The sequence below is a fragment of the Pseudomonas sp. PSE1(2024) genome (genome assembly GCF_050990555.1).
In the GTDB taxonomy this organism is placed as follows: Bacteria; Pseudomonadota; Gammaproteobacteria; order Pseudomonadales; family Pseudomonadaceae; genus Aquipseudomonas; species Aquipseudomonas aphyarum.
The window spans coordinates 4335738-4359278 of sequence record NZ_CP158967.1; the positions used below are offsets into that span (position 1 = coordinate 4335738).

28 protein-coding genes and 1 pseudogene are annotated in these 23541 nt (G+C 55.4%); 9 read left to right on the forward strand and 20 right to left on the reverse strand.

The features are described 5' to 3' along the window. Position 1: 1 nt before the first annotated feature. The 15 genes and pseudogenes from ABTV87_RS19610 to ABTV87_RS19680 all read right to left on the reverse strand — a co-directional run bounded on the left by ABTV87_RS19610 (position 2) and on the right by ABTV87_RS19680 (position 12761). Complete coding sequence (locus tag ABTV87_RS19610) at positions 2-658, reverse strand: hypothetical protein (RefSeq protein WP_433898205.1); 657 nt, start codon at positions 656-658, stop codon at positions 2-4. After that, positions 655-975: a head-tail joining protein gene (locus ABTV87_RS19615; RefSeq protein ID WP_103368794.1), complete on the reverse strand. Its 321-nt coding sequence runs from the start codon at positions 973-975 to the stop codon at positions 655-657. The genes ABTV87_RS19610 and ABTV87_RS19615 overlap by 4 nt, the downstream gene beginning before the upstream one ends. A 2-nt stretch (positions 976-977) precedes the next feature. Continuing rightward, entirely contained in the window at positions 978-1973 is a 996-nt protein-coding gene (locus tag ABTV87_RS19620; RefSeq protein WP_433898206.1) for a major capsid protein, read from the reverse strand. A gap of 63 nt (positions 1974-2036) precedes the next feature. Further along, a complete protein-coding gene (locus ABTV87_RS19625; protein ID WP_409318878.1) occupies positions 2037-2381 on the reverse strand; it encodes a head decoration protein in 345 nt (114 codons plus the stop codon). After that, a complete protein-coding gene (locus ABTV87_RS19630) occupies positions 2378-3553 on the reverse strand; it encodes a head maturation protease, ClpP-related (RefSeq protein ID WP_433898207.1) in 1176 nt (391 codons plus the stop codon). The genes ABTV87_RS19625 and ABTV87_RS19630 overlap by 4 nt, the downstream gene beginning before the upstream one ends. Further along, entirely contained in the window at positions 3550-5028 is a 1479-nt protein-coding gene (locus ABTV87_RS19635; protein WP_433898208.1) for a phage portal protein, read from the reverse strand. Before ABTV87_RS19635 ends, ABTV87_RS19630 begins: the two co-directional genes overlap by 4 nt. Beyond that, the gene (locus tag ABTV87_RS19640) at positions 5028-5234 is read right to left on the reverse strand and encodes a phage head-tail joining protein (RefSeq protein ID WP_273900633.1); all 207 of its coding nucleotides are present in this window, start codon (positions 5232-5234) and stop codon (positions 5028-5030) included. The genes ABTV87_RS19635 and ABTV87_RS19640 overlap by 1 nt, the downstream gene beginning before the upstream one ends. A 1-nt stretch (position 5235) precedes the next feature. Then, positions 5236-7278 carry a phage terminase large subunit family protein gene (locus ABTV87_RS19645; protein ID WP_433898209.1) on the reverse strand — a complete coding sequence of 681 codons (2043 nt, stop codon included), beginning with the start codon at positions 7276-7278 and terminating at the stop codon, positions 5236-5238. Between the two features lie 4 nt (positions 7279-7282). Beyond that, entirely contained in the window at positions 7283-7873 is a 591-nt protein-coding gene (locus ABTV87_RS19650) for a terminase small subunit (protein ID WP_409318882.1), read from the reverse strand. 155 nt (positions 7874-8028) lie between these two features. Next, positions 8029-8373: a phage holin family protein gene (locus ABTV87_RS19655; RefSeq protein WP_095139908.1), complete on the reverse strand. Its 345-nt coding sequence runs from the start codon at positions 8371-8373 to the stop codon at positions 8029-8031. Between the two features lie 526 nt (positions 8374-8899). Beyond that, positions 8900-9260: pseudogene (locus ABTV87_RS19660) on the reverse strand (hypothetical protein). Then, positions 9253-11469 carry a VapE domain-containing protein gene (locus ABTV87_RS19665; protein ID WP_433898210.1) on the reverse strand — a complete coding sequence of 739 codons (2217 nt, stop codon included), beginning with the start codon at positions 11467-11469 and terminating at the stop codon, positions 9253-9255. Before ABTV87_RS19665 ends, ABTV87_RS19660 begins: the two are co-directional and overlap by 8 nt. Beyond that, positions 11459-11686, reverse strand: a complete 228-nt coding sequence (locus tag ABTV87_RS19670; RefSeq protein WP_433898211.1) for a TraR/DksA family transcriptional regulator — start codon at positions 11684-11686, stop codon at positions 11459-11461. The genes ABTV87_RS19665 and ABTV87_RS19670 overlap by 11 nt, the downstream gene beginning before the upstream one ends. Then, positions 11679-12197 carry a phage regulatory CII family protein gene (locus ABTV87_RS19675; RefSeq protein ID WP_433898212.1) on the reverse strand — a complete coding sequence of 173 codons (519 nt, stop codon included), beginning with the start codon at positions 12195-12197 and terminating at the stop codon, positions 11679-11681. Before ABTV87_RS19675 ends, ABTV87_RS19670 begins: the two co-directional genes overlap by 8 nt. 333 nt (positions 12198-12530) lie before the next feature. Beyond that, positions 12531-12761 (reverse strand): hypothetical protein, encoded by a 231-nt coding sequence (locus ABTV87_RS19680; protein ID WP_433898213.1) that lies wholly within the window; start codon positions 12759-12761, stop codon positions 12531-12533. A gap of 98 nt (positions 12762-12859) precedes the next feature. Between ABTV87_RS19680 and ABTV87_RS19685 the strand changes: the two genes are divergently transcribed. The 9 genes from ABTV87_RS19685 (at position 12860) to ABTV87_RS19725 (ending at position 17028) form a co-directional block, all read left to right on the forward strand. Continuing rightward, positions 12860-13507, forward strand: coding sequence for a LexA family protein (locus ABTV87_RS19685; protein WP_433898214.1), 648 nt, complete (start codon positions 12860-12862; stop codon positions 13505-13507). Between the two features lie 27 nt (positions 13508-13534). Beyond that, positions 13535-14143, forward strand: coding sequence for a hypothetical protein (locus tag ABTV87_RS19690; protein ID WP_433898215.1), 609 nt, complete (start codon positions 13535-13537; stop codon positions 14141-14143). 324 nt (positions 14144-14467) lie between these two features. Next, positions 14468-15058: a hypothetical protein gene (locus ABTV87_RS19695; RefSeq protein ID WP_433898216.1), complete on the forward strand. Its 591-nt coding sequence runs from the start codon at positions 14468-14470 to the stop codon at positions 15056-15058. A gap of 10 nt (positions 15059-15068) precedes the next feature. Then, complete coding sequence (locus tag ABTV87_RS19700; RefSeq protein WP_433898217.1) at positions 15069-15353, forward strand: phage antirepressor KilAC domain-containing protein; 285 nt, start codon at positions 15069-15071, stop codon at positions 15351-15353. Between the two features lie 25 nt (positions 15354-15378). Beyond that, the gene (locus ABTV87_RS19705) at positions 15379-15519 is read left to right on the forward strand and encodes a hypothetical protein (RefSeq protein WP_194089616.1); all 141 of its coding nucleotides are present in this window, start codon (positions 15379-15381) and stop codon (positions 15517-15519) included. Then, positions 15512-15829 carry a pyocin activator PrtN family protein gene (locus tag ABTV87_RS19710; RefSeq protein WP_139055611.1) on the forward strand — a complete coding sequence of 106 codons (318 nt, stop codon included), beginning with the start codon at positions 15512-15514 and terminating at the stop codon, positions 15827-15829. The genes ABTV87_RS19705 and ABTV87_RS19710 overlap by 8 nt, the downstream gene beginning before the upstream one ends. 58 nt (positions 15830-15887) lie before the next feature. Beyond that, entirely contained in the window at positions 15888-16367 is a 480-nt protein-coding gene (locus ABTV87_RS19715; RefSeq protein WP_433898218.1) for a hypothetical protein, read from the forward strand. Further along, positions 16364-16762, forward strand: a complete 399-nt coding sequence (locus ABTV87_RS19720) for a hypothetical protein (RefSeq protein WP_433898219.1) — start codon at positions 16364-16366, stop codon at positions 16760-16762. Before ABTV87_RS19715 ends, ABTV87_RS19720 begins: the two co-directional genes overlap by 4 nt. Beyond that, the gene (locus ABTV87_RS19725) at positions 16759-17028 is read left to right on the forward strand and encodes a pyocin activator PrtN family protein (RefSeq protein WP_433898220.1); all 270 of its coding nucleotides are present in this window, start codon (positions 16759-16761) and stop codon (positions 17026-17028) included. Before ABTV87_RS19720 ends, ABTV87_RS19725 begins: the two co-directional genes overlap by 4 nt. A 39-nt stretch (positions 17029-17067) precedes the next feature. Here the strand turns inward: ABTV87_RS19725 and ABTV87_RS19730 are convergent, their stop codons facing one another. From ABTV87_RS19730 to ABTV87_RS19750, 5 genes are all read right to left on the reverse strand, one after another. Next, positions 17068-18075, reverse strand: a complete 1008-nt coding sequence (locus ABTV87_RS19730) for a ComEC/Rec2 family competence protein (RefSeq protein ID WP_433898221.1) — start codon at positions 18073-18075, stop codon at positions 17068-17070. After that, positions 18072-18755: a response regulator gene (locus tag ABTV87_RS19735; protein ID WP_258717322.1), complete on the reverse strand. Its 684-nt coding sequence runs from the start codon at positions 18753-18755 to the stop codon at positions 18072-18074. Before ABTV87_RS19735 ends, ABTV87_RS19730 begins: the two co-directional genes overlap by 4 nt. Before the next feature lies 1 nt (position 18756). Next, entirely contained in the window at positions 18757-20823 is a 2067-nt protein-coding gene (locus tag ABTV87_RS19740) for an ATP-binding protein (RefSeq protein ID WP_433898222.1), read from the reverse strand. Positions 20824-20825: 2 nt separating this feature from the next. Next, positions 20826-22151, reverse strand: a complete 1326-nt coding sequence (locus tag ABTV87_RS19745) for an N-6 DNA methylase (RefSeq protein WP_433898223.1) — start codon at positions 22149-22151, stop codon at positions 20826-20828. Positions 22152-22403: 252 nt separating this feature from the next. Beyond that, positions 22404-23525: a site-specific integrase gene (locus ABTV87_RS19750; RefSeq protein ID WP_433898224.1), complete on the reverse strand. Its 1122-nt coding sequence runs from the start codon at positions 23523-23525 to the stop codon at positions 22404-22406. Positions 23526-23541 lie beyond the last annotated feature (16 nt).

Sequence of the window (23541 nt, forward strand, 5' to 3'; positions counted from 1 at the left end):
GTCATTTCCCCCTCAGGTGCTTCTGCAGCTCAAAGTTGAGTTCCTGCTGCAGGACGTGCAGCAACTGTTCGTCGGCCTTGCGGATCCAGCTTTCGAAATGTGGCCGCGCCTGCTCCAGCGAGACCTTGGCTTTCGCCAGTGGAAAGCGGCTGCCGTGTTCGGCGATCCAGCCCGAACTGGCCCCGCCCGCCCCGCTGACATCACTGTCGGGATAGTCACTGGCGTCGAAATGCTTGCTGGCCGTGCGGATCCAGACGTCCGCGCTGTTGCCATAAACTTTCTTGAAGAACGCGCCCTGAAAGCGTCGACCGGCCACCGACACACCGGACCGATTCTGCCGAGGACGACCGATGCGACTGGCTTCCATGGCGTTGAGACCGAACCAGAGTTTGCCGCTGTTCGCCCCACCGCTGACTGGGTAAGCTCGCAGCCGCTGCCGCACAGCAGCCACCGCGATGCGCTCCTGTCGGCCAACGGCGCGGGCAATTTGCGTGGCGAGCCATCGCAGGGTTTTGTTGATGGCTCGCCGCTGTGCAGCAGCGGCGGCCTTGGGCACCAGGGCGGCGAAATCCTGAAAGGCTTTCAGGTCTGCCGCCGAGGTCTGCAGCGAGATCATCCCGCCGCCGGCCGAAGGCTTGAAGTAGCTGCCGACACTCATGGCCGTTTCCTCAGAATCAAGGCGACCAGGCCGTCACCGGTGGGCTCAAGCTGCAGCAGGTCGTAATCTCCACCACCGTCGAGCTCCGGTACGTCAACGCTTACCAGCAGCCCCTTGCTCAGCCCATCGGCGTCAGCGACGCGGACCTCGAAGCGCGGCTCACGAATGGCGGTGTTCATCCGACCTATCCGCGGTTGCAACCAAGGCGCCGAGAACATGCCCAGCACCGGTTCGCTGCGCCCCTCGATCCGCGCGCTGTCGCCCAGTGTTTCGAAAACAATGTCGTCGACATCGGCCATCAGCTCGCGAATGCCCATGACTACATTTCCAACAGAATCTGTGCCAACGGCCGGGTGCACATGTGCAGCGGGTTGGACTGCGCTTCACCTGCCATGCCCTTGTTGAATGGCAGAGGTTCGATCTTGCTGTAGTACGGCACGCCTTCGGTGTTGACCGTTTCCATGTAATCGGCAGGAGCAAACACCGAGATATACAGGTCCGGAACGCCCTCGGGGATCAACAGCGCTTTGTCATCATGCACGAAGGTCATGCCGGCGATCTTGCCGCGATAACGCTCCCAGGTAATGCCGCCGTAGTCGAAACTCTCGCGGGCATCACCACGCAGCGAAGCCGCCTGCTGCGTATTGAGATACGTTCTATTTACCTCATCAAGCTCCAACATTGCATTCCAAAAGTTCTTGCCGCAGAACGCGCGCGAACCGCTGCGGGTCACACTGCCCAGAGCTTCCTCCTGCATGTCCAGCGCTTCACCGCATTGCACACGAAAAGACTTTTTGTCACCGGTCAATTTCATTGACAACGACCGACGTTGAACCCCGAAGCGATCATAAAGATCGAGCAGTACGGTTTTGCCATCAGCGTCGTAGATTTTGCCGTTCAGCGCGCCGAGCCGCTGGAACTCATGGGTGACGTCCAATTGACGGCGCGCCTTGGCCAAACGCTTGTTGACCACGTCCTGCACCGATTGCAACTCGGAGCGCGATCCAAAGGCACGAATACCCTGGATCTCGTCAGCCTTGATGGTGAAGCGTTCTGGCAGGTGCACGGTGTTGAACGGGATCAGGTTGCGCTTGCTGCCCGACACCACCAGACCAGACGTACCGCGTTCGCCGGCCGGTACCAGGGCAAGCGTGTCGCCGTCCTTCTCGATCTGCACGGTCAGGGTGGTAATGCCCTCCTCCTGGAACAGACCCAAACTGCCAATGCGCCCAGGTACGTATTCCTGTTCGTTGATGGCGGCGGTCAACGAGGACACCGAAAACGCCTCGTCGTTGAAGATTTGAATGTCAGCCATGAAGCAGTCTCCAGAAAACAAAAAACCCGCACAGGGCGGGCTGAAAATTCGAAGTTGATCGCCTTAGCGGACGATCACGTTATGGGCGGCCAGCGCTTTTTCGGCCGCAAGATCCAGACCGGTCAAATGCGCTTCGCTGACCTCGGCCAGACGCACCACGGCGCGTCCGCGACGGACAATGTCGGACATGCTCAGCGGGCCGAAGAGAATCGCCTGCGCGTTCTCGCTGCCGTCTTCAGCGGTCGGGTTGTACGGGGCGAATTCGCCGGTGGCGGTGACCAGACCCAGGATCTGACCAGGCTCCAGCGCCGGGCCGGCGGCGACGTTGATTGCTTCGCGGGAAATGGTGCCAGCGCCCTCGGACAGCAGGAATTCGCCGGCGTGCATCGGTTCACGTTGAATGTTCATGCAGTAGCTCCAGTAAGTGAGGTTCGTTTGCCGGTCTGCGCCGCTTGGCGTGCAGACCAGATCGAGGGCTGGTCGATTTGCTTGGCCTGCACTTTCGGCGGAGGGTCATCGGCTAGCGGCAGGCTGTTGTCGATCTCGAAGCCTTTGCCGCTGCCGACCAGTTTTTCGAACAGGCGGGCACGTACCGCTGTGGCATCCAGGCCGGCTGAGACATACTCGGCACTGAACTCCGGTAACCGCGCGGCGACGCACAGGTCGTTGATGGCTTTGGCTTGGGTCAGCGCCGTCTGCACCACCGCTTCGCTTTCCAGCTTGGTGACTGCGAGCAGCGGCTCGATCAGGTTGCTGATGCCCGCTGCCGTGCAACGCTGACTGATCAGTACCGCCAGTTGCGCAGCATTGGACGCCGGCGCCGGTGGATCATCCGCAATCGGCGGCACCGGCTCCGGTATTGGCTTAGGTTCCGGTTCGGGCTCCGTGGGTTCATCGAGTTGGGCCAGCAGCTCAGCTGGGACATGTTGAAAGCGCTGCAACACGGCGCCCTGCCCCAGGCACGCTTTGACCTTGACGCCATCGCCGACCTCGTCAGCAAGTCCCAGTGCCACTGCCTCATTCGCAGTCAACCAGGTCTCGGCCGCAACCAGGCGGCGCAGTTCGGTTTCATCGATGTCAGGAGCCTTGGCCTTGTAGGCCGCGATGATGGCTTCCATGGTCTGGTCCAACACATCGGCGACCTTGCGAAAGCTTTCGGCATCGCCGGCGGCGTAGGTCCAAGGGTTGTGAATCATCAACATGGCGTTGGACGCGATCACCACTCGGTGCGCACCGCACACCGCTACGCTGGCGGCGCTTGCGGCCAACGCATCAACCCGGCCTGTGCAACGCTCTCCCAGGCGCGACAACGCGTTGTGCATGGCCAGTCCGTCGAATAGATCGCCACCGACGCTGTTGAACGCCGCCACCACTGGCGACACGCCGTCATCCAAGGCGCGCAGATCCTGGACAAATTGATTGGCGGTGATGCCCCAGGTACCGATCTCGCCGTAGACGAACACTTCAATAGTTCGCTGCTGGGCTTCGCCATTGGCCTGCATGGCGTACCAGCTCTTGTCCGAGACCTGCACGCGCTCGCCAGCCTTGTTGTAAATGCGCGGTCGCGCCTGTTTGCTCATGGTTGCTCCTTGTCGTCGAGCGGCTCGATGACGTCGAGGGTGTTGTATTTGAGGCCCAGGCGAACGGCCCGGGCGAGATCGGCGGCGTTTTCCGCATCGACCGTTTCGGCGTCGTAGCCGGTGCGCAGCACCATCTCGCTGCGAGAGGCGAAACCGGCTTTGACTTCCATCGTGCGCGCCTGCACGTCCTGCACCGGCTGGATGTAGGCCCAGCCCTGCGGCACCCAGCGTGTACGCAGATACTCACGCCGACGTTGGGCGTAATCCTCCAGCACCAACGCACCGGAAAGCACCGCCATGTCCATCCAGGCCGCGCGTACCGGACGACATAGCTGATGCACGTAAACGCTGAACTGCAGCTGCTCGAGCCGCCGGCGAAACTCGTTGAGCACGACGCGCAAGGCGCGGTCGTTGATCTCGCGCATATCGCCGGTGAGGATCTCGTAGGGCGTGCCGGTACCGGCGGCAGCGGCCATCAGTTGCTGCCGCATGAAGTCCGGGTAGTTGTTGCCGGCATCCGGTGGTTTGGAGAACTCCACCTCTTCGCCCGGCCCGAGTTCCTGCATGGTGCCCGGCTCAAGCGCGACCATTGGCGTAAAGCCGTCGCGGTCGGTCACCAGAGGCTGACCGGTGACCGGATCGCGCGGCATGGGACCGGAGTCCGGCGGCGGTCGGGTAATGAAGCCCGCGAACAGGTTGGCTACTTCCTGACGAAACAGCACTGCGTCGTCGTAGTTGTCCAGGCTGCGCAGGCGCTTGAGCACCGGCGACAAACGCGGCACGCCACGCAACTGCCCAGGCTCTAGCGGCTCGAAGATGTGCAGTACCTGGGTCGCGGGCACCCGCACGAGTTGGTTGTAGCCGGAATTCAAAGATGAGGGATCGCCCGGGTGCGACCGATACATCCAGTACGCCACGCGCTTGCCGAACGAGTTGAACTCGATACCGGCACGGATTACGTTGCCATCGCGAGTAGTTTCGAATTTGTCGTGCGGCACGAACTCCGGCGCGAGCAACTGCAGTTGCAGCGGCACCGCATGACCGTCGTCCAGGCTGCGTGGCCGCAGACGAATAAAGCATTCTCCGGAAGTTTCCACCGTACGCGCAGCGAGCGCCTGCTGGCCATAGAAGTCGGTGAGGTCATCGGCGTCCGATTCATCGACCCAGTCTTCCCACAGTTCCTGCAGTTGCTTGCGCAGCACGTCGTCGTCCGTCTTGGGCCTGGGGTTGATACCGGTGCCGATCAGGTTACTGACGCGCTTTTCGATGACGTTAAAGGCATACGGGTCGTTGCGCACTGCGGCCCGCGAACGTGAGCGCAGATTGCGCAGAGCCGGCGTGTTGATGGTGTTCAAGCCATTGTCGGGCGCATCCCAGCCAGCAGAACGGCGGCCCTCCCCGGCGCCTTCGTAACTGGCCTTGATGTTCGACGGCAGCAAGAATCCGTTACGGGTCAGCGTCGGATAACGAGCCATTACAGTCCCTTGCCTCCGTGGTAAAGCCGGACCACGCGTGAACGCGTCCCCGCAGCGTTGAGCAGCGAGGTGCGAATTTCTTCGCGCGCCTGCAGCAGCTCGTTGATGGTGCGGTACTCGACGGTGCGGTCGCCAAAGCGAACGGTTTTTTCACCGCGCGCGATGGCCTTCTCGATCACGTCGAGGTGCTGTTGGGTAAAGGACATATCAGCGTCTCTTCAGATAACCGCTGGTAGAGCTGCGGCGTTGTGATGGCGATGCAGCAGGTCGCGCGGGTGCGACAGATGCAGCCGGTGTTGGTGGTGACAACTGGGCTTGCCGGACAGCAGCCGGCGGCACTGTTTCGGCTGTTTGGGCTTGTTCAACGAGCTCGGCCGGGACCGGTTTGGCCGGCGCATCGTCGAATAACCCTGACTGCGCCAGCGCCTGACGCACTCGATCCCAGTCGTGCTCTTGGTAACGGTTGATGCCGAGGTAATGGGCCATGGCCAAGCAGTACACGATCAGATCGAGGGCTTCGTTGCGTTCGGCTTTACCCTTGACCCACTCGATGCGCTTGTGACCGCGCACGTAACGCACGACTTTGCGTTCGGCCACGCACTGAGCGAAGAATTCGTCCGGTAAGTCGTTGGCAAAGTGCAGAGAGCCTGGCCCGTCCGGGAACGGATAGCGGTTGTAGATCCAGTCCTTGGCCGTGTCAGTCCCGACGAACCACAACTCGGCACCGTTACGTTCGGTCTGGCCTTTCCAGGTCACATCGACCAGTGATGGACGCTGCGCGATGACCGGTCTCCCGGGCTTACTCGCGCCTTTAATGGCAAAGACGTTGCGCCAGCGACGAACTCGGCAGAACTGGTAAACCTCATCGGTGTGGTGACCGCCGGAGTCGACGCCAACGGCAAGGATGCCTAAGCCAACACCGCAAGGATGCCGGTAGCGAACCTTGAGTTTTTCGTCCAGCACCGACCAGGTGCGCTCATCGGCTGGATCGCCCCAGATGACCTGGTGATCCACAATCCAGCGCTCCATGCCAACACCAAAACCCATCACCATCATTTCTAGGCGGTTGGCCTGTACGTCGACGGCGCCGGTCAGCATCAGTACACCGGCCGGCATCGTGCCGAGGGTATAGGCCTCCTGCCGCGCACGGGCCATTAGCACTTCCGCCTTGGTTTGTTCGAGCGCGCTGTCCCAGACCTTGGCCAACCGGGTGTTGTAGAACACCTGCATCAGGCTGGTATCGCCTTGAGCCTGAGCTTTTTTCGCGTCTTCAAACTCGATGGCAAGCGAGGTCCAGTCCATCCAGCCGGTCGGTGAGTACAAGGCGCTGAGATGAAACCCCACCGTCTTGCCGTCGCCGCTAGCGTGCGCACGCCACTCGCCCCGGGCGAGCATGTCGCTCTTATGGTGCTCCTCGATCAGAACGTCACAGTCCAACCCGGACGCCGCGCACTTGTAATGCACTACGCTGAAATCGGCCGAGTACAGCAGGTTTTCCCACTCCAGCACCTGCATGTGCCCACAGTGCGGACAAGGCACGTAGTAGTGGCGCTGATCGCTGGACTCGAACAGATCGGCAATCCGCGAGGCGCCTTTGATCGTCGGTGAACTGGAAAAGTAGATCTTGGCATTGCGGCCGAAGTTGGTCGCGCGCGTCTCTGCCAGCTTGATCGGATCACCTTCCTGGCCGACGTCGTTCTCCCAGCGGTCGACTTCGTCACCGTAGATGTAGCGTGCCGACAGCTCCGACAGGTTGGCAGCAGAACCTGCGGTAGTGACGTACAGCGAGCCACCCTCGAATTCCTTGGTGTCCATGGTGTTGCGCGCGTCCCGCGACCGAGTGGCCGCGACCCGCTCGCGCAATACAGGGGTGGCTTGGATGGTCTTGCTAATCCGCCCCGATACCCGTTTGGACAGGCCGAGACTGGGCAGTAGCGCCAAGATGTTCGAGGGGGCCATATGGATCAGACCACCCATCCAGTTCAAGGCGATCTGCGTTTTCATCAATTGCGAAGCCACCATGGTGACCACGCGCCTGCAGGGATGAGCCGGCGAAAGGCAGCGCATTGGCTCGCGGGCATAAGGTGTCCGTGAAGTGCGGTACTGGCCGGGCTCAGGAGCACCGGTGTCACGCGGAATCCGCATGTAATCGTCGGCCCATTCGTCGATCCAGAGATCGGGGTCGGGCCGCAGGCCACGAAAGTAATTCTCACGGTACACCTTTGCACCGTCAGAAAATTCCGTGTGCATAGGTTCAGTTCACTGTTAAGGCATGATCAAGGTCCGCTGATGAAAGCCGCTCGGCTTCCTCCAGCGTTCGACGGATTGTCGCGGTGAGGTGTTTTTCGATCTGCCAGGGATCGGTCATGGCCGCCAAGTCGTAGGACAGCTGAGGCAGCGGTCCGAACAACTGGTCGCGTAGCAATCGGCCCGCGTCGTAGGCGCCGGTCTCGACGGCCTCCCTCGACACCAGCGAACCTTGCGCTTTGCCCAGCTCGATCTCGGCCAGTTTGGCCATGTTGTGCTCCCGCAGAGCGCGGGACTTCTGATAATCGGGGTGTTTGCCGTCGCTCGGCATCAGCTGCGGCGGCGCAGCCGTGGAAGTCGGCTCCGCAAGGGGCGACAGATGGTTGTAAACGTCACGCTGAATCCGATCTTGCTGATGCCGGTCAGCGACAGCGGTCTTGCTGGGGTCGCTGGTTTTATCGAGCAGTGCCTCAGTGGCTTCCAGGTCGATCTTGCCGTTCTCGGTGAGGACCAGCCGATCTTGGCTGGCCAATTTTGAAACATAGGATTTGGCCCAACCACGCCGGGCCGCAAACTCCGTTTTGCTGATGATTGTCATGGTTAATTCTCCAGTTCACCCCACGAGTTCACCTGTTCACCTCAGTTCACTAAGCTGGTGAACCGTCCGCTAACACAGTCCCGCGGGTTTCCGACCCCGTACCCCCCGAAATTCGCCAGGGTCCCCGGCGGTTTTCGGCGCCCCAGATCGGTGCATCACCCTTGCTCGCCCCCGGCTGGCGGGACTTCGCAGACGCCCAGCCGCTTGGCAGCCCAGCGTTCGTACAACCCGATGGCCACATCGGCACCGGCCATTGCCGTCAGGCAACCCAAGGCGCCCGCCGTCCAGATCGTCATGCCGGCTGCGATCATCAGCATCATCGCCGACACCCCGCAGACAATGCAGGCCCCGGACCGAAGCGCGAGGCGGCGCAACAACGCCCAGCCCCGCGCCCCATCTTTGTCGGCCCGCCACATCTCCCCCGATACGCCGCCGACCAGGGCCAGGACGATCACTAACCAGATCGGCATCTCTGCCAGCGCTTGTTGCTCGTTTGTCATCGCCAACCCCTAAACGCAAAAACCCGGCGCAATGGCCGGGTTTGGTGGTGTGGTGCCTGCCGCTCTCTGCGGTCGCACCTATCGAAGATGACTACTTTTTACAGGTCGATTCCGGTGGCAGCAACCCCGGTTTAATGCCACCCGGCGAATATGTGGGTAACACCGGGTGAACGCCTAGCGAATGTCGGCGAATATCCCACCCCGGCATTCTGCTGTTTCGGCGGCGTCCCATCTGTCCCACCATTCGAAATCGAAGTGGGACGCCTGAGAGCGCCTAAATTCGGGGCTTCGCCCCACTGTCCTACTTATCTCTCTCCTTTCTCGTGTAAAGGAAGAATCTTAAGAACACGCATGCGCGTGAAACGCGCGTATTGCTGCCCGCTACGCTTACACGGGCGGGAGGCACTTTGTAGCGGGACGGTGGGACAGCCCAACAACGACAAGGCCCGTACCTGTCCCACTGCATCAAAACGCAGCGGGACAAGACGGGCCAGTGGGACAGCAACAGTCGGACGAATGCCAGGGGTCACGCAGCCAACCCCATCATCACTCCGAAGATCTGCAGGTGTGCCTCATGCAAACGCTGGTAGTACGTGTCACGGCCACAACCGCAGTGCGCGTACCGCAAGCGCATATCAACATCGAGCGTGCAGTAATGCTCTCGCACAACCGTCACCAGCTCGGGCGCCAGATGCTTGGTCACGATCAGCTCGATGTCGAGAGAGCTCTCCAGCGGCGCACGAAAAGCCCGCCGCCCCCGAATCAGTTGCCCATTGCTCTCCATCATCATGGCAACCATGTTCCCCCCAGCAAGCCCCCCCTTTCGAATGCTCGGAATGCAGCTCCTGAGCCCACAACCGAAGTAGCGAATCGATCTCCTTAATCAAAGCAAGGCTCCTCGAACACTTCGCGCTTCAAGGCAGAAGCCCCACCCCACCCTGCCGGCTTCTTGTAAGCCCACGGTCGCTGCCCACTCTTCACCAACGGAGGCAACCGCACACGCCGCCATCCCAATCGATGCATGATCGCCCCGACGCGCATCTGCTCCGGCTTGCCCCAATGCCCGAAGTCCAGTTTCAAAGCACTGGTCAGCACGTCGCTGCCGGTGGTGGTCTCGCCGATCTGCGACTCTTCCAGCCAGGTCAGAATCGGCCCTTCCCACTCGTCCACCACAAAGCGCTCGTCCTGCTCTTCGCCGAACATCGCCGCTTCATCCAGCGTCACCCACCAGAGGTCGCCCGCGTCGTAACAGAACACCGCCTCAGCCCACAGCTGATCGCGGATCGAACGCAACAGCTCCAGATCCACCTTGGTACACGCCACCGGCCAATAACGCCGATTACCGGTCGCATCCTTCAAGTACTCGTCCTGGTTCGTCGTGCCCACGAACACGCACTGACGCGGCACGTCCATCGTGCGACGGCCGTAGCTCTCGCGGTAGGTATCCGTCGACGCCGAGAAAAACTGCTTGGCCTTGGTACTCTCAGCCTTGTTGAAACTGTCCAGCTCACCCAGCTCGACGATCCACTTGCCCCGGATCGCCTGAAAGCCATCCTTGTCGCCGAGGGCGAACGGCGTATCCATGAACCACTCGCCGCCGAGAATGCTCATCGCCGTCGACTTACCGGCGCCCTGCGCACCCTCAAGAATCATCACCGAGTCAGCCTTGCAGCCCGGCTTCATCACCCGCGCCACGGCCGACAACATCCAGCGCTTGCCGACCTTGCTCGAGTAATCGGTGGCCTTCACGCCCATGACATCCGTGAGCCAGCTTTCCAGGCGCGGCACGCGATCCCACTCAAGCTTGCGCAGATACTGCCGCACCGGATGAAACGCATGGTCATGCGCAACCACGCTCACCGCCTCGATCACATGCGACGCCTTGACCCGCAAGTTGTACTGCTGCGCGAGCCACTTCATCACCCGCACATCATCGATGTCCGCCCAATCGCCCGTGCCGCCGCCATAAGGCGCCGCACGCAGCTTCACGATCTTCGAACTGAACGCGCTGTAACTGATCACCCCGGCCCAACGTTCATCATTGGCCCGGATCAACTCGACATTCTGCATGTGCGCGATCAGCGCGCCGCTTTCACTTCGAGCCAGCATGTCCTTCCAGCCACCCGCGGCCGGCGGCTTCACCACCGCCAGTACCTGACGGCGCACCGCCTCCAAACCTTCGGCGACATGCAGGTCGTTAAAGTCGGTCCACTTGATCTCCCGCTCCCCGGAAAAGATCGGCGCAACCACCTGGCTACCGACGATCAGCGCCGCGTTGTTTGCCTTCTCTTCACCAGGGTTCCAGGCATCACCGTTGGGCTTCGTGGTCTTCCAGTCATCGTCCCGGCAAATGATCAGCGGGCAGCCGGCGAAGCGCTCACGCATCGCCTTGCACACCACCAGCAAGTTGCCGGCGTCAAAGGCGATGGCCACGGTCAGCGACGTCGCCATATGCAGGCTTGCGCCCGTGGCGTAGCCCTCACACACCAACACCGGCTCACCCGGATCCGGATGCGGACCGATCAGGTGAAAAGCGCCCTCCTTCGACATCCCATAGGGCCAATACGTCTTGTCCCGTCCGGTGTCTTCCTGCTTGGTTGGAAACACCACCTGCAGGCCGACAATCTCGTCACGCACGTTGCACATCGGCACCAGGAATGCACCAGTTCGCGGGGCATACCGAACACCGATACCGACGATCTGCTTACGATCCAGATAGTCGCTACGGCCCTTCTCCGGCATGCGCTTGAACATACCCGCCGCCCGTTTGGCCGCACGACGCGCCGCGCTGGCTGCGATCTCCGCAGCCCGGCGCTTCGCCTCTTCCTGCCTAGCGCGCATGACCTCACGCTCTTCCGGCGACATCCGCCCGGCCTTGACCTTGATCTTCTGCGACTCACCCGAACGCCAATCACCGAATGCGCCGAAAATCAGCGTCTCGCCCTTCTCGGTGCGGTGCTCATGGGCGATGTACCAGCCGTTCTTTTCCTTGCCCTTGTCCTGCGCTGTTTTGCACCGGGTCAGCTTGCCAAACACCAGCGGCTGCGCAGGCTCAAGACCATAATCCGCGAATTGCCCCAAGACCTCATCGAGCATAAACGGCCCCCAAGATCTCATGGACCTCTTGGCAGGTCACGCATTGTGTACAGCCAGGAACAGCGATCCGGCGTCCCTCAGGGATCGGGTTTTCACAGTTCTCACAGAACAGAAACGAATGCGCCGCCAAAGCAGGCTTGGCGGCGTTGCGTGCGGCGAGCGCTTGATCGAGCCGCTCCTGCACCAGGTCATTAGCAAAATCCGCGATATCAGCCACGATGAACACCCCGCGTTGTCTGGTTGACATATGTGGCGCGGTTGAACATCCCCAGCAGCCCCTGAATCCCGCGAAATACCTGCAGGCGAATCGCAGCCAATTCATCATCAGTAACGACACCGTCGCCGATGCTCTTGGCCCAGGTGTCTGCTAGATCCGCCACCTTGCGGAAGTATTCGGCGATACCAGTAGTCAACGTCTCGGGCATATCACTGGTGTACGCCTCGGCCAGCTCCTGCCAGATCGTGTCACCGACCAAAGCATGCACCGCATCCAGAATGCGGCGATCCTTGGTCAGTTCCAGAATCTCACCGAATTCCTGAATGTTTACGGTGTGGCTGGGGTGTGTTGGGGAAAGCTTGTGCTGCAGCGTGGTCGCATTTCGCCCAGTGGTGGCGGCGATGGCAGCGGCGCCGCCGGGGTAGTCCCGTGCGGCATGGTAAAGCGCGAGATCGAGCGGCAGAATCTCCCGCTGCGCCCGGTCTAGAGAGCTCAGAATGATACGGCTCATGGCATTAATCCTTGTAAGTTGCCAGTGCCGCGCGACATGCAGTGGTGTTACATTTGCCGCGTGGCTTGAAGAGGCCCAAACGCCGGATAGATCTTCGGGATCGATACCGGCACCGTGCCGGGGCGAGCAATCCGTTGCTCACCCCTGGCGCAACAGCTGCCCAATCTGTGGTGGAAAAGGCAGCAACACCAAGGCTTCCGAGTCTTGGAAAGCGCGATAAAGGGAGGCGGTTTCGCATGTGGTGTGCCCGCCTGTCTTTATCGCGACCCGACAGCGCTGTGGTGGTGCGTGCCGGGAGGAACTGGGCGGCCTTCGGGTCGCCTTTTTTCTTTGCTATGCAGCTTTATCGATGCTCGATTCGGTAATACCAAAATGCTCAAGTACTTCGATCAGAGACACATGACCTTCACTTTCTCGGGTCAACGCCTTTATCAAGGAGACACTTGGGTCTTTGCTGGCATATTTGACATGCAGACGCAGATAGCTCAGAGCAATGCCGCATCGAGTTGCGTACGCTGCAAGAGCCTCAGTGTCCAAATTATTGATGTATTTGCGCAAACTCATAGCTAGCCCTCCATGAATCAAATTTAACCTTTTGGGTTATCAAAAACAATACCAAATCGGAAATTCACCTTGCAGGTTAATCACGCCAGAATCGGCATATGAAAATCTCAGATACCCGCCTCCATAATTTTCGCCGTGTCTTGGCCGAGAAGAAGCTACGCCTGATAGACATAGCAGATCGTCTTGGAAAGGCTCCTGCTCAAGTCAGCGCATTTGGGGGGAAAAATCCTACAAAAGGTATTGGCGATCAAATCGCACGCGAGCTCGAAAAAGCGCTTGATTTGCATGTGGGCTATTTGGATATGCCCTATGGCTTAGGTGAGTTCAATAACGCCACAGTATTAAGTCATACAGGACGTAAGCTACCAGTGATGGGATCAATTGCAGCTGGAGCATGGTGCGAACCAGACGCGAATTTTGACCCTCGGGATGCAGAAGAGTGGATCGATTCGCCAGGCCCTGTAGGCCCTCGTGCTTTCATTCTTAGAGTCGAGGGAGTGAGCATGGAGCCAAAATTCATGGAAGGAGACAAAATAGTCATTGACCCATCACTTGAAGCCTTACCGGGACACTTCGTTGCTGCAAAACGCACAAGAGATCAGGCCGCCACTTTGAAACAGCTAAGGCAGGAAGGCAGTGAGCAATACCTTTACGCTCTAAATCCAGACTGGCCAGAACGAATTATCCGAATGACAGAGGAATGGACCATTTGCGGACGTGCACGATGGAAAATCTCTGACCTATAGACTCCCTCCTGCGACAGAGCCTCACGAATGTCCGAAGAAAATTCACGAATCAAAGAAGCCAAAGACGTCGAATTTTATGCAGCAGCAATCAATGCATGGATGACGACTAAGTTTGAGTTAGATAAAAGCCTTTTGACCCTTAGCGCCGGGGGCATTGGCTTGATCATCACCCTGATTTCGACTGTCGGCGTTCGATCTATCGAAAGCTTGATCCTCAGTCTTCTTTCGATGATTTGTTTCCTCGTGACGCTGAGCTGCGTACTCGGGATTCTCAGCCGGAACGCAAAATACATCCAGGACAGCCTCCTCGCGAATGGTCCGGCAAGCGATCCCGTCCTTGCCCATCTAGATCGCATTGCAGTAACGTCATTTATGGCGGGCGTAATTTTAGCCTCCGTGATTGGTATCTCAACGGCAGCGAATGCATACATCGATAAGGCGGCAAAAATGTCAGAAAAAACCACACTTACTGGCTCCCAAGTATCTCAGGAGTCGCTTGATTTGATGGCAAACCTTCGACAGACTTCAAATAAATCCAATGCTTCCGCAGGGCAGGCTGCAAATACTCAAGCAGCTACCGCCCAATCAAATCAGACCTCACAAACCGCTCAGAACTCGTCAAATACGAAGCAATGACGAATGCCCTTGCTCCGCAAGCCGCTATTATTTAGCGGCTTTTTTGTATACAAACCACAGAAGTTAACCTAATAGGTATATTTAACAGTTGACCAAATAACCTTTAAGGTTATTATCCCCTCACTCTTCTACCACAGAGCGAGGCAAAACCATGCACACCACAGCAAGCCTGCACGTCCATCCCGCCGCTGCAAACCCTTTCCAAATCTTCGAGATTCGCCGCCTGGCCCGCGAATGCGGCTGCGCGTTTGTCACCAGCAAACCTAAGCTGAAAGCACGCACCGCCCCTGCCCCATTCGATCCGAACGGTGGAGGGCATGCAGCATGATCAAGTACAAAATCGACAATCGCACGCTGCAGTTGCTCAACGCCCAGGTCAACCTGACCGAGACCTTCAACCACGTCCTCCGGACAGCGCCCAAGCGTGAGTGCCTGGCGTTCCGGCTCAAGGTCGAACGTGGCACAACGGAGAGCACCTTCGTCGTCGAACTGGGCAGCGAACGCCACACGCTGACCCTGCAGAACGACAAGAAAACGCACCTCAAGCTGGCCGACTTCATCGAAGAGATCGCTAACGGCCCATTCGACGCAAGCAACACAAGTGACTTGGTGCACCGCCCGCACTCCAGCCACGAATATGGCCGCTTCGAGGTCTCGGACAAGCAACGTGTGTTCGAGCTGGTACGCACCGGTGGCGTACTGAGCCTCGATATGGGCTTCGACTATCCCCTTCAGGTCGCGCTGCATCGCACCCAATCGCGCTCAGGTGTCACCACTATCCTTAGCATCGGCAACAAAAGTCCGCACACCCGCTGCTTCACCGCGTACGGCACCGATGTCGAGATCTACGGCAAGGTCACCGAGTCCATCACCCACCTCGCTGCAGCGGCCACCCCAGCCGCGCACGCGGCATGAGGGGAGCGCCATGGAACGCACCCTCGCCCAAGCCGCAACCCAACTCGGCCTCACCAGGCCAAAGCTCATCGCCCGCATGCGGGAAAAAGGCCTGCTCAATGAGAAGAACCTACCGGCCTACCCCAACCGCGACCGCGACTATCTGCGCATCAAGGACGGCCAGTGGTACCACGACCAACTCGGCATGCAGTACAGCCAGTCGACCAGGGTGAAACAACCCGGCATCCGCTGGCTGGCCGAACAGTTGGGCATCGACCTGCCTGCCATTCCGGCAGACAACCGTGACGTGGCCTAGGGAATACGCCCGCCAGATCATCGCCATGCGGACACGAGAGGAGCGCAACGCCGCGCTCCTCGAAGTGCCCGAACATCTGCGCGAGCTGACCAAACGGCACTGCCTGAACGCCTGGAACCACCCGGCCAGAAAACAACGCAAGGAGGCCCAACAAAGCCATGAGTAACACAGCCCAAAACCCGCTGCGCCTGCACCCGGCACCGGAATCAGCCACCGTCGAATTGCTTTATCGCATCTTCGGCGACGTCCTGATCCCGCTGGACAAAGTGCGCGAGCAGTACTTCCGCAACCTCAACGAGCAATCCTTCGTCGCCGAGATCAGCAGCGGCCGCATCCAGCTCCCCATCACCACGCTGGACACCAGCCGCAAGGCACCGAAGTACGCCCATATCCGCCACGTCGCCTCTCTGATCGACATCCGCGCCTACAAGGCCGACGAAGACATGCAGCGACAGCAGGATGACAGCAACGAGTAACAACCATAAATCGAACGGCTGCCACCACCAGCCAATGACATCACCAGGAGCACACCACATGACCGCAATTCAAATTTACGCGCTGCTAGCAATCGTCCTCATGATGGCCGCCATCTATTGGCTCGCCTACCGGAACGGTTTCAGTAATGGCCATGACGAGGGCCAATCACAGGGCTACAGCGAAGGCTATGACGTCGGCGGCTGCGTTGGATTTCAAGATGGAATGGAAGAAGGCAAAGCCATTCAGCGATCCGAAAACTGGGAAGAGAACCGTAAGTTGGAACTCGCCCTCTGCCAGGCCAATGACCAACGCGAGAAACTTTACGCTCATTACGAGCGCGCCCTCGCCGCGTCAAAACTGGGTGACCAAGAACGACTGACCCTTCTGGAAATCGCCGAAAAACTACGGATTGCCTGTGAGACGTTCAGCGCCTTTCGCACCGGTAAAAAACTGGAACGCGACACACGCACCCTCCGCGACCAAGCGCTGGCCATGGCTGCCCTGCTGCAGCCGGTAAATCAGGAGAGCGCCGCATGAGCCAAGTCCGCTCCCACCCCCACACCCACCACAACCCGGCTCACGCCTCATCAGCGGCTGATGAACCACCTCGCAATCAAACCTCGGAGGAAAGCGGCATGCAAAAGGACCAGCCCAACACCCAATCCCAGACCGCTTTGCTCCGCAAGGAAGCCAGCGTCGACACACTAGAAACAAACAGCCTCTGCTGCGCAGCAGCAGGCATTATTGCTCCTTCCAGCAGCACCACCGAGGCGCTTATACCCCACGAAAAGCTGCGCGAGGCAGCCACACCCAATGCAACGCTAACCGCTCAAAATCGCCCGCCCGCGCAGCCTGCCGTGGGGTATAAGCAGCTCTACTCATCAAAACTACGGATGAAGTTATCTATAAATAAAAGCCAGGAGGTGGCATGAACACGCTATTTTTACTCATGGCGCAATATAGCGGACAGGCAGTTATACCACTCAGCCAAGTATGTACTGATTACATGGGTTTAACTGTCGAGAAATTTAAGAGCAAATGTTTATCGGGAGAAATAGAGATACCTATAACAAGATTAGGGGCAAACTCACAGAAAGCATCCTTAGGCATCCACATACAAGACTTGGCCGAATATATAGACCGACAACGAACGAAAGCGACTGAGGAACAGAAGAAACTTTTTGGAAGAAACAACTAATATACTTAAAAAACAGGCCCCCGAAGGGGCCTAAGCAACCTATGTTATTGGAAGCATAACGACGGGTATAGTACAAAGGGAAGATGGTAATCCCGACACAAAGCTTGAGTGTGCTTGAAGCATCCTATTATCGGCCAAGCCAGTCTCGAGATCGATCTCGATAGTCCCAGCGCAAAAAGAGTGACTACCCGCGCCCGCTGAATATACAAAAGGTTTGAAATCATCGCGACTCAATGGCTTTTCGCAGCATTTAACAGCAAGTTGAGTACAAGCGATTTTAACTGTCGGCAAACAGATTTTAATTGCATCTATTATTTCTGCACGCGGGGTGCCATGACGACCTCGACCATTTGAAAAAATTACAGCGTCTGGTTTCACAACCGAAAGCAAATCCTCTGTAAACTTCGCTGGGTCGTCGCCGCCGGGCAAACCACCATGATGCGGAAAAACTAAATATTTGGATTCCACGGCACATTCCGAACGTAGAATTTCATCTAATGCCAAGCGATCCATATCCGCGGTAACCAGAGCAACTGGAGAACCTTTAAAGAGAACCCTAGCAACAATGCTTATCGAATTACTAGTAAGAGCCTTGGCACTTTTCGGCAGAGCGGAGCCCGCCCCGGTCAAAGCCATTAGGGGCGTGGGAGAAACAATTTCAATGGATACTTCATCAGAAACATTCGCCCATCCATATGCTTGGCTCGCACTGACACCCATAGTGACCGTAATTGCGCCACGACTCATGAGATCATCTACGAGCGTACGCACATCTCCCCACAATTTACTTTGCTTTTTCGAGTCACAGTTTAAAACCAAATGTTTAATAACATACTTGGGATTAGCAAGGATATTTATCAACCCACCAACATGATCCGAGTCAGTGTGTGAAATTATTATCATATCGATCTCTTCAATACCCTTACATTCTAGATAATGAAGTAGATGAGTGCGATCTGCGGTATCAATAACCACCGTTTTCCCGCAGCTCATTAAAACACATGAGCTACCATGGCCGACATCTAAAACAGCAAGAGTGGATGTCATATCGATAGCCAATCCTTTATATAGATATCGCTTTGACTTTCCGCATCCAAATTCACTTGAGCTTTACACCTATACACATCCCCACTCTTTAGAGACTGTACTATATCCGAACAAAACCCAACTTCCGCCTTAGAAATATCGACTTCAATTATGGACTGAGACTCCCAACCAGGTACCACAGCTGCGACACGAAGGATGGCTGCAGACTCCTGCACGATATTTTCAATTCGGATCAAAGTTGGCCAAGGGCGTCTAATACTAGAAAAATTCCCAGAGAACTCACGTATGCACGTAGCAAATGCCTCCATGACACTCTCGCCATTAAGATTCCGAGCCTCGATAATACAGGGAATAGAGTGTCTCAATCGCCTGACAGAGGAAATCGTGTCAACGTCTCTAGAACAGAGCACGGCAGGTATATGTTTATTATACAAACTCGAAACAATCACATCACCGTTAATTGGTGAATACCTAGAGTTATTCAGATGAAAGTCGCAAACAAACCCATCATGATCATTGGACGCCTTAAGGAGTTGTTCCATACCGGAAATATGTAATACCTCCTCAGTATCCACTCTCAAGTCATCCAGATGGTACTCATAAAGCTCCCTGACCGATGGATCATCATCAATTAAAAAGACGCGGGAAATATCTCTTCCCTCGATGTTTACGGCTTGCATATTAACTCCCTATAATTGGCAGAGTAATCCTAAACTCAGCACCACCTAACAACTCGCCACGAGGTGTTACGTGTACCTCTCCCCCTAAATCCTTTACAGTATCTTTTACAATTGTAAGACCTAAGCCTGTACCATCCGGGTCAGAAGTAATACCTGGAAGCCAAATTTCAGATACATTTCGCTGTGATATACCAGGACCGGAGTCAGCAACCACAATAACGCAAGTATCGCCATCAACAGTAGTTGATATTTCGATAATCCGATTATTGGAATTTTCGCGCCTGAACGCATTCAATGCATTATTCAACAAGTTCGTCAGTATCGATTCAAGCGCTGCTTCTGAACATCGCAGATATGGATCTTTCGAGCTAAGACTTAACTTGATAGATGTGTCGCGCGCCTTATAAAAAGGCAACATCATTTTCTCTATTTGCACTATTACCGAATTAATTTCGACCTTGCCAATACGACGCTTATTTGCACGAACAAGGCTTAACGTGGCAGAACTTAGTGTAGATAATGCATCTAGCGCTTTTCGAATTTTCTCAATAAGAGTAACAATGATCGGTTGCTTTTCGGCAGCAATGGCCTGCTTCATTTTTATTTCTAAAACCGATGTCGAGAGCTCAATAACCTTCAACGGATTACCATGTGACTCGTGCGCAAAGGTTGCAGCTGTTATGCCTGCCGTACTAAGCGTACGGTAAAGTTGTATCTCCTTACGAAGATTGTCGGCCTCTTTATCCCGGGATTTCGCATACTGATCAAAAGCTGCAGTAATTTTCTGCCGTATCTTAGGCGGAGCTTCTGAAATTATTTCTGTAAGGTTGGCCTTCTCTTTAGTAGCAGCTGCTGGCGCAGAAGCTCTTTCTCCTTGTCTTCTCCGCTCTGCTTGGCTCAATCGCCACTTCGCCATCCACTCTAAGCAATCTACTGCAAATGTTTTTAACTCGGCGAACGTATCATCTTCGATAAAGCCAGAACGGTCTGTTTTCTGAACCAACACCCTTAACCCTTTATTGCTCAGGGAAATCTTACCAATAGAGTTGTTAGTACTCGGCCTTTCCTCAGGATTTTGCGTACGAATTAAGTTTATACCTAACCAGTCGTCACCACCCCCGCCGTAAGGTGAAACTCGCACCTCGTCTTGGTATACATGCACACCTCCGAAATGCTTGAGCCACTCTCTTACATCTTTGAGATTGACACCCTTACCTGAAGTAAAGCCCTCCGCTTTCAACAGGAATGCCCAGAAATCGAATTTGCAACTTGGGGAGAGATAACCACTCAAATCTTTTTTACGCCGAATATCTTCGTGATCCCCGACATACAAGACTTTACCTTGCCAGTCGAGGATTTGAGCAGTCGCACGGCCATTTTCATCTAGGCTCGCTGATAGATGATATTCGCAGGTATCGAAGTACTTACTGCTTAAAAGCTTCTTTATTTCTTCAAATTCTTTAGACTTTAAATCGACTTTAAAACCAGATTCTTTATCTTCAAAGGGGTCTGTCAGTAGCAACACCACACGAGCAAGTCGCTGTAACTCTTCTGAACGAACTGCTGACCTCAATCCGTTCAATTCTGTTTTTGTTCCTTTACTTTTGCTCAAGGCTACCGACTGTATGGTCAGACCCACATCCTCAACGGTACCGGCATTATCAAACTTATCCCAGTTAACATCCAAAACACTGCTGGTGGCCGAATTCGCCAATGTTGACTCAAGACGTACAGACCGCCCCATCCTAAGCGCTGCGAGCCGGCCAAGACCTTTACTACCAGATGGCGTACGACCCAACCTTGTCGTTTGCAAGCTATTTTTTGACGATTTACCAAGTACAAGCCATGAGTTTTTGATGTTTTCAACAGACATTCCGTCTCCATCATCACTTACAATGATGGAACCACCTGGAGTAGTAGTATTAATAAGCTCGACAGTGCATATTTTCGCATCAGCGTCGTAGGAATTTTTTATTAATTCCAGAATGCTTTGGTCGCTACCTTGGTTTAACTCCTCACCAAGTCGTACTAATATATTGGGTGAAAACCTGAAGTGGACATCACTCACAACTACACCCCCTGCAGAACCATCGAAGAAATGCTCTTAGTCGTAAGGTGGCGGCACCTGATGACATTATTGAGGCGAGAGGTAACTTTTGGATCCTTCAGAGCCTTTATCAACTTTAAGCAGCTGTTGACCCCTCCCTTAAACGGCTTCATTACAACCAAGTGATTCTCAACTGCCACTGGTTCAATTCCTTTGACCAAAGTAGTTATCAGACGATTCTTGTCACATGGATTTGACGTTCGCCTTACCACAACAAAAGGTGGCAAAAACTTAGTCCCACCAAATTTTATTCGCTCTTCAGGAAAGGTAACACCAAACGCGGGAGCATTTTTTGCACAAAGAAAAGGAAAATCTTCATCCCCCTCTTCCAATCTATGTGGCACTACAGGTCCAACCCGCACTAGGAATAAATCTCCTAATCGCACAGAGCCTTCTGTATCTGTTACCGGAGGAACCCACTCAATGATTTGCCCAACAACTGAAGGCTTGTTATTAAGATTCAATATAAAAACATCTACATCAACACTTTTCGAGAAGCGCCCATGCAGTTCAACAGCCCCGCAACTAGTCTCTTTGGCAAGTTTCTCACGCCAACGCTCATATCTAGAACCACTTCTGAGCACGTCCGGAAGCACTGCAACGAGCTTTTGTCCTTTCTTTCCCGACGAGATAATTTTATCCACAAAAATTGCCGCAAGTTGAGTTCTACCGCTACTCCACTCGTTAGATCGACTTGCTACCACATGTCCAAACGGAGGGTTGGCAACCACACAATCAAAATCACCACCAACGTCTGCCTCTAAGTAATCACCGGTATAGAACTTATCAAATTTACGAACAAAACTTGCCAACTGACCTTCCGATATACTAGGCAATCCATGCCTAATCGCAGCAAGAGCAATTAATCGAAGCTTCGCTGCAATTACGAAGTTATCATGCAAATCGCAACCGCCAAATTTTTTTGACCAATATTCTATCGTACGATTGAGATTCTTTTTAATGGGATAGCTTTTAGCAATGCCCAATAAAAGATTTCCTGCACCGCAGGATGGATCAAAGAATGACTTTTCAACTGCGACCTCTGCTGCCAAAGAATTTACTATCTTCATCGTGATATCATCCGCAGTGAAGAAAATTCCTTGTTCAGAGCGGGTTTCATAAGGTACGAGCTTTTCTACAGCAACGTCAGCTTCCCCTTCAACAAACTCTATCGCCCTATTAGAACTGACCTCACACCATGAGTCTGTTAGAAGGGTATCAAATAGCTCTCTGATAAACGGCGTATAATGCAGGCTTGCTGTGGTTGTTAATGACTGAGCGATCGCCACTTTATATATTTCCGAAATCGAATTTTACAACCATTGAACAATTAATTTTTTCAATGATTGACAAACAAATGAGAAAAACTAATTGATTTTTGCGGGGATTTCGCGCGTCCCTTAGTGTTCTACTATTCATTCCCCTCTCCTTCCTTAGACAAAAGGATATAAAAACCTAAGGATTTATTCTTTTTTGTCACTACATACTCGACCAATTCCGTCATATTAATTCATTTCAGCTCTCACATCCGTGTTTTCCAATTACTCGCCGTACATCACGATCTGACCATCATTACCTGCCACTGCGCTTAACCATTTCCAAGCGTAGTATGCGTCCCCCCTCCCCCTTAGGTGTGTGTAACGACGCAGCGAATTCCAATCCCTGTGTCCCGACACGCTGGACACCCTCGGAATATCCCAATCCATCTCGAACAGGCGGCTCACCCCTTCATGCCTTAGATCATGGAAGTGCAGGTCCTCAATTCCCAGCAGCGGGCACGCCCGTGTGAATGATGCGGATACCGACCTGGAGTTGTAAGGAAAGATCTCCCGCTCGGTCTTGGGCATGCTCTGCAGGATCGCCCAGGCCTCATCTGGCAAATGACACCACACATCGTTGCCGATCTTCTGTCCGGGGTTCTTCATATCACGTACCAAGACGGCCTGCCGGGACTCATCAAGATCATCCCAGCGAATCCGCGTGATCTCCTCCTGCCGGCGCGTCGAGAAGAGAGCAAACGCAATCATCTTCGGCATGTTGATCGACTCAGGTCGACGAACCTGCATTTCGAAAAAGTGCTTCATCAACCTGTCCAACTCATCGAGCGTCGGCCGACGGTTGCGCTCTTTGCTCTTGCTCACCATACCTAGCTTTCGTAACACCTTGCGTGCGTCGGGCATGGCCAGCGGATCTACCTCGTAACCCCATGCCGGTCGCGCCACGGACAGAACCGCGCCCAGGTGGGAGAGATCATTACCGACTGTCTGCGCCTGAACACCGCCACCCTCTTTACTCATCCGCCACTGTGCGAATTCCACAAGCTTCTGACTGGTCAAAGCCGAGTCGTCGAGGTCGCCCAACCAGGTATCCTTGATCGCCTTCAACGTCGCATTCTTGGTCTTGCCCAGTGGCCGGATCTTCTCGTACTCGTCCAGGTACTGCTCGATCATCTTCCTGATCGTCACACCCTTACGGTTTGCACGCTCAATCGCACCCGGCTCTGCCAGCTCCGTCTCACGCCGTTTGATCCAAGCCTGCGCGACCTGCTTTCGGTCGAAGGTTTGGCTTTCCTGATAAACTGTGCGCCCGTCCCGATTGATCCGTATCTGCGCCGTGTAGGCCGTCGAGTTGTCCTTGCGCTTGCGTGATGTGATCGTGCCCATTTCCAGTTGCTACATT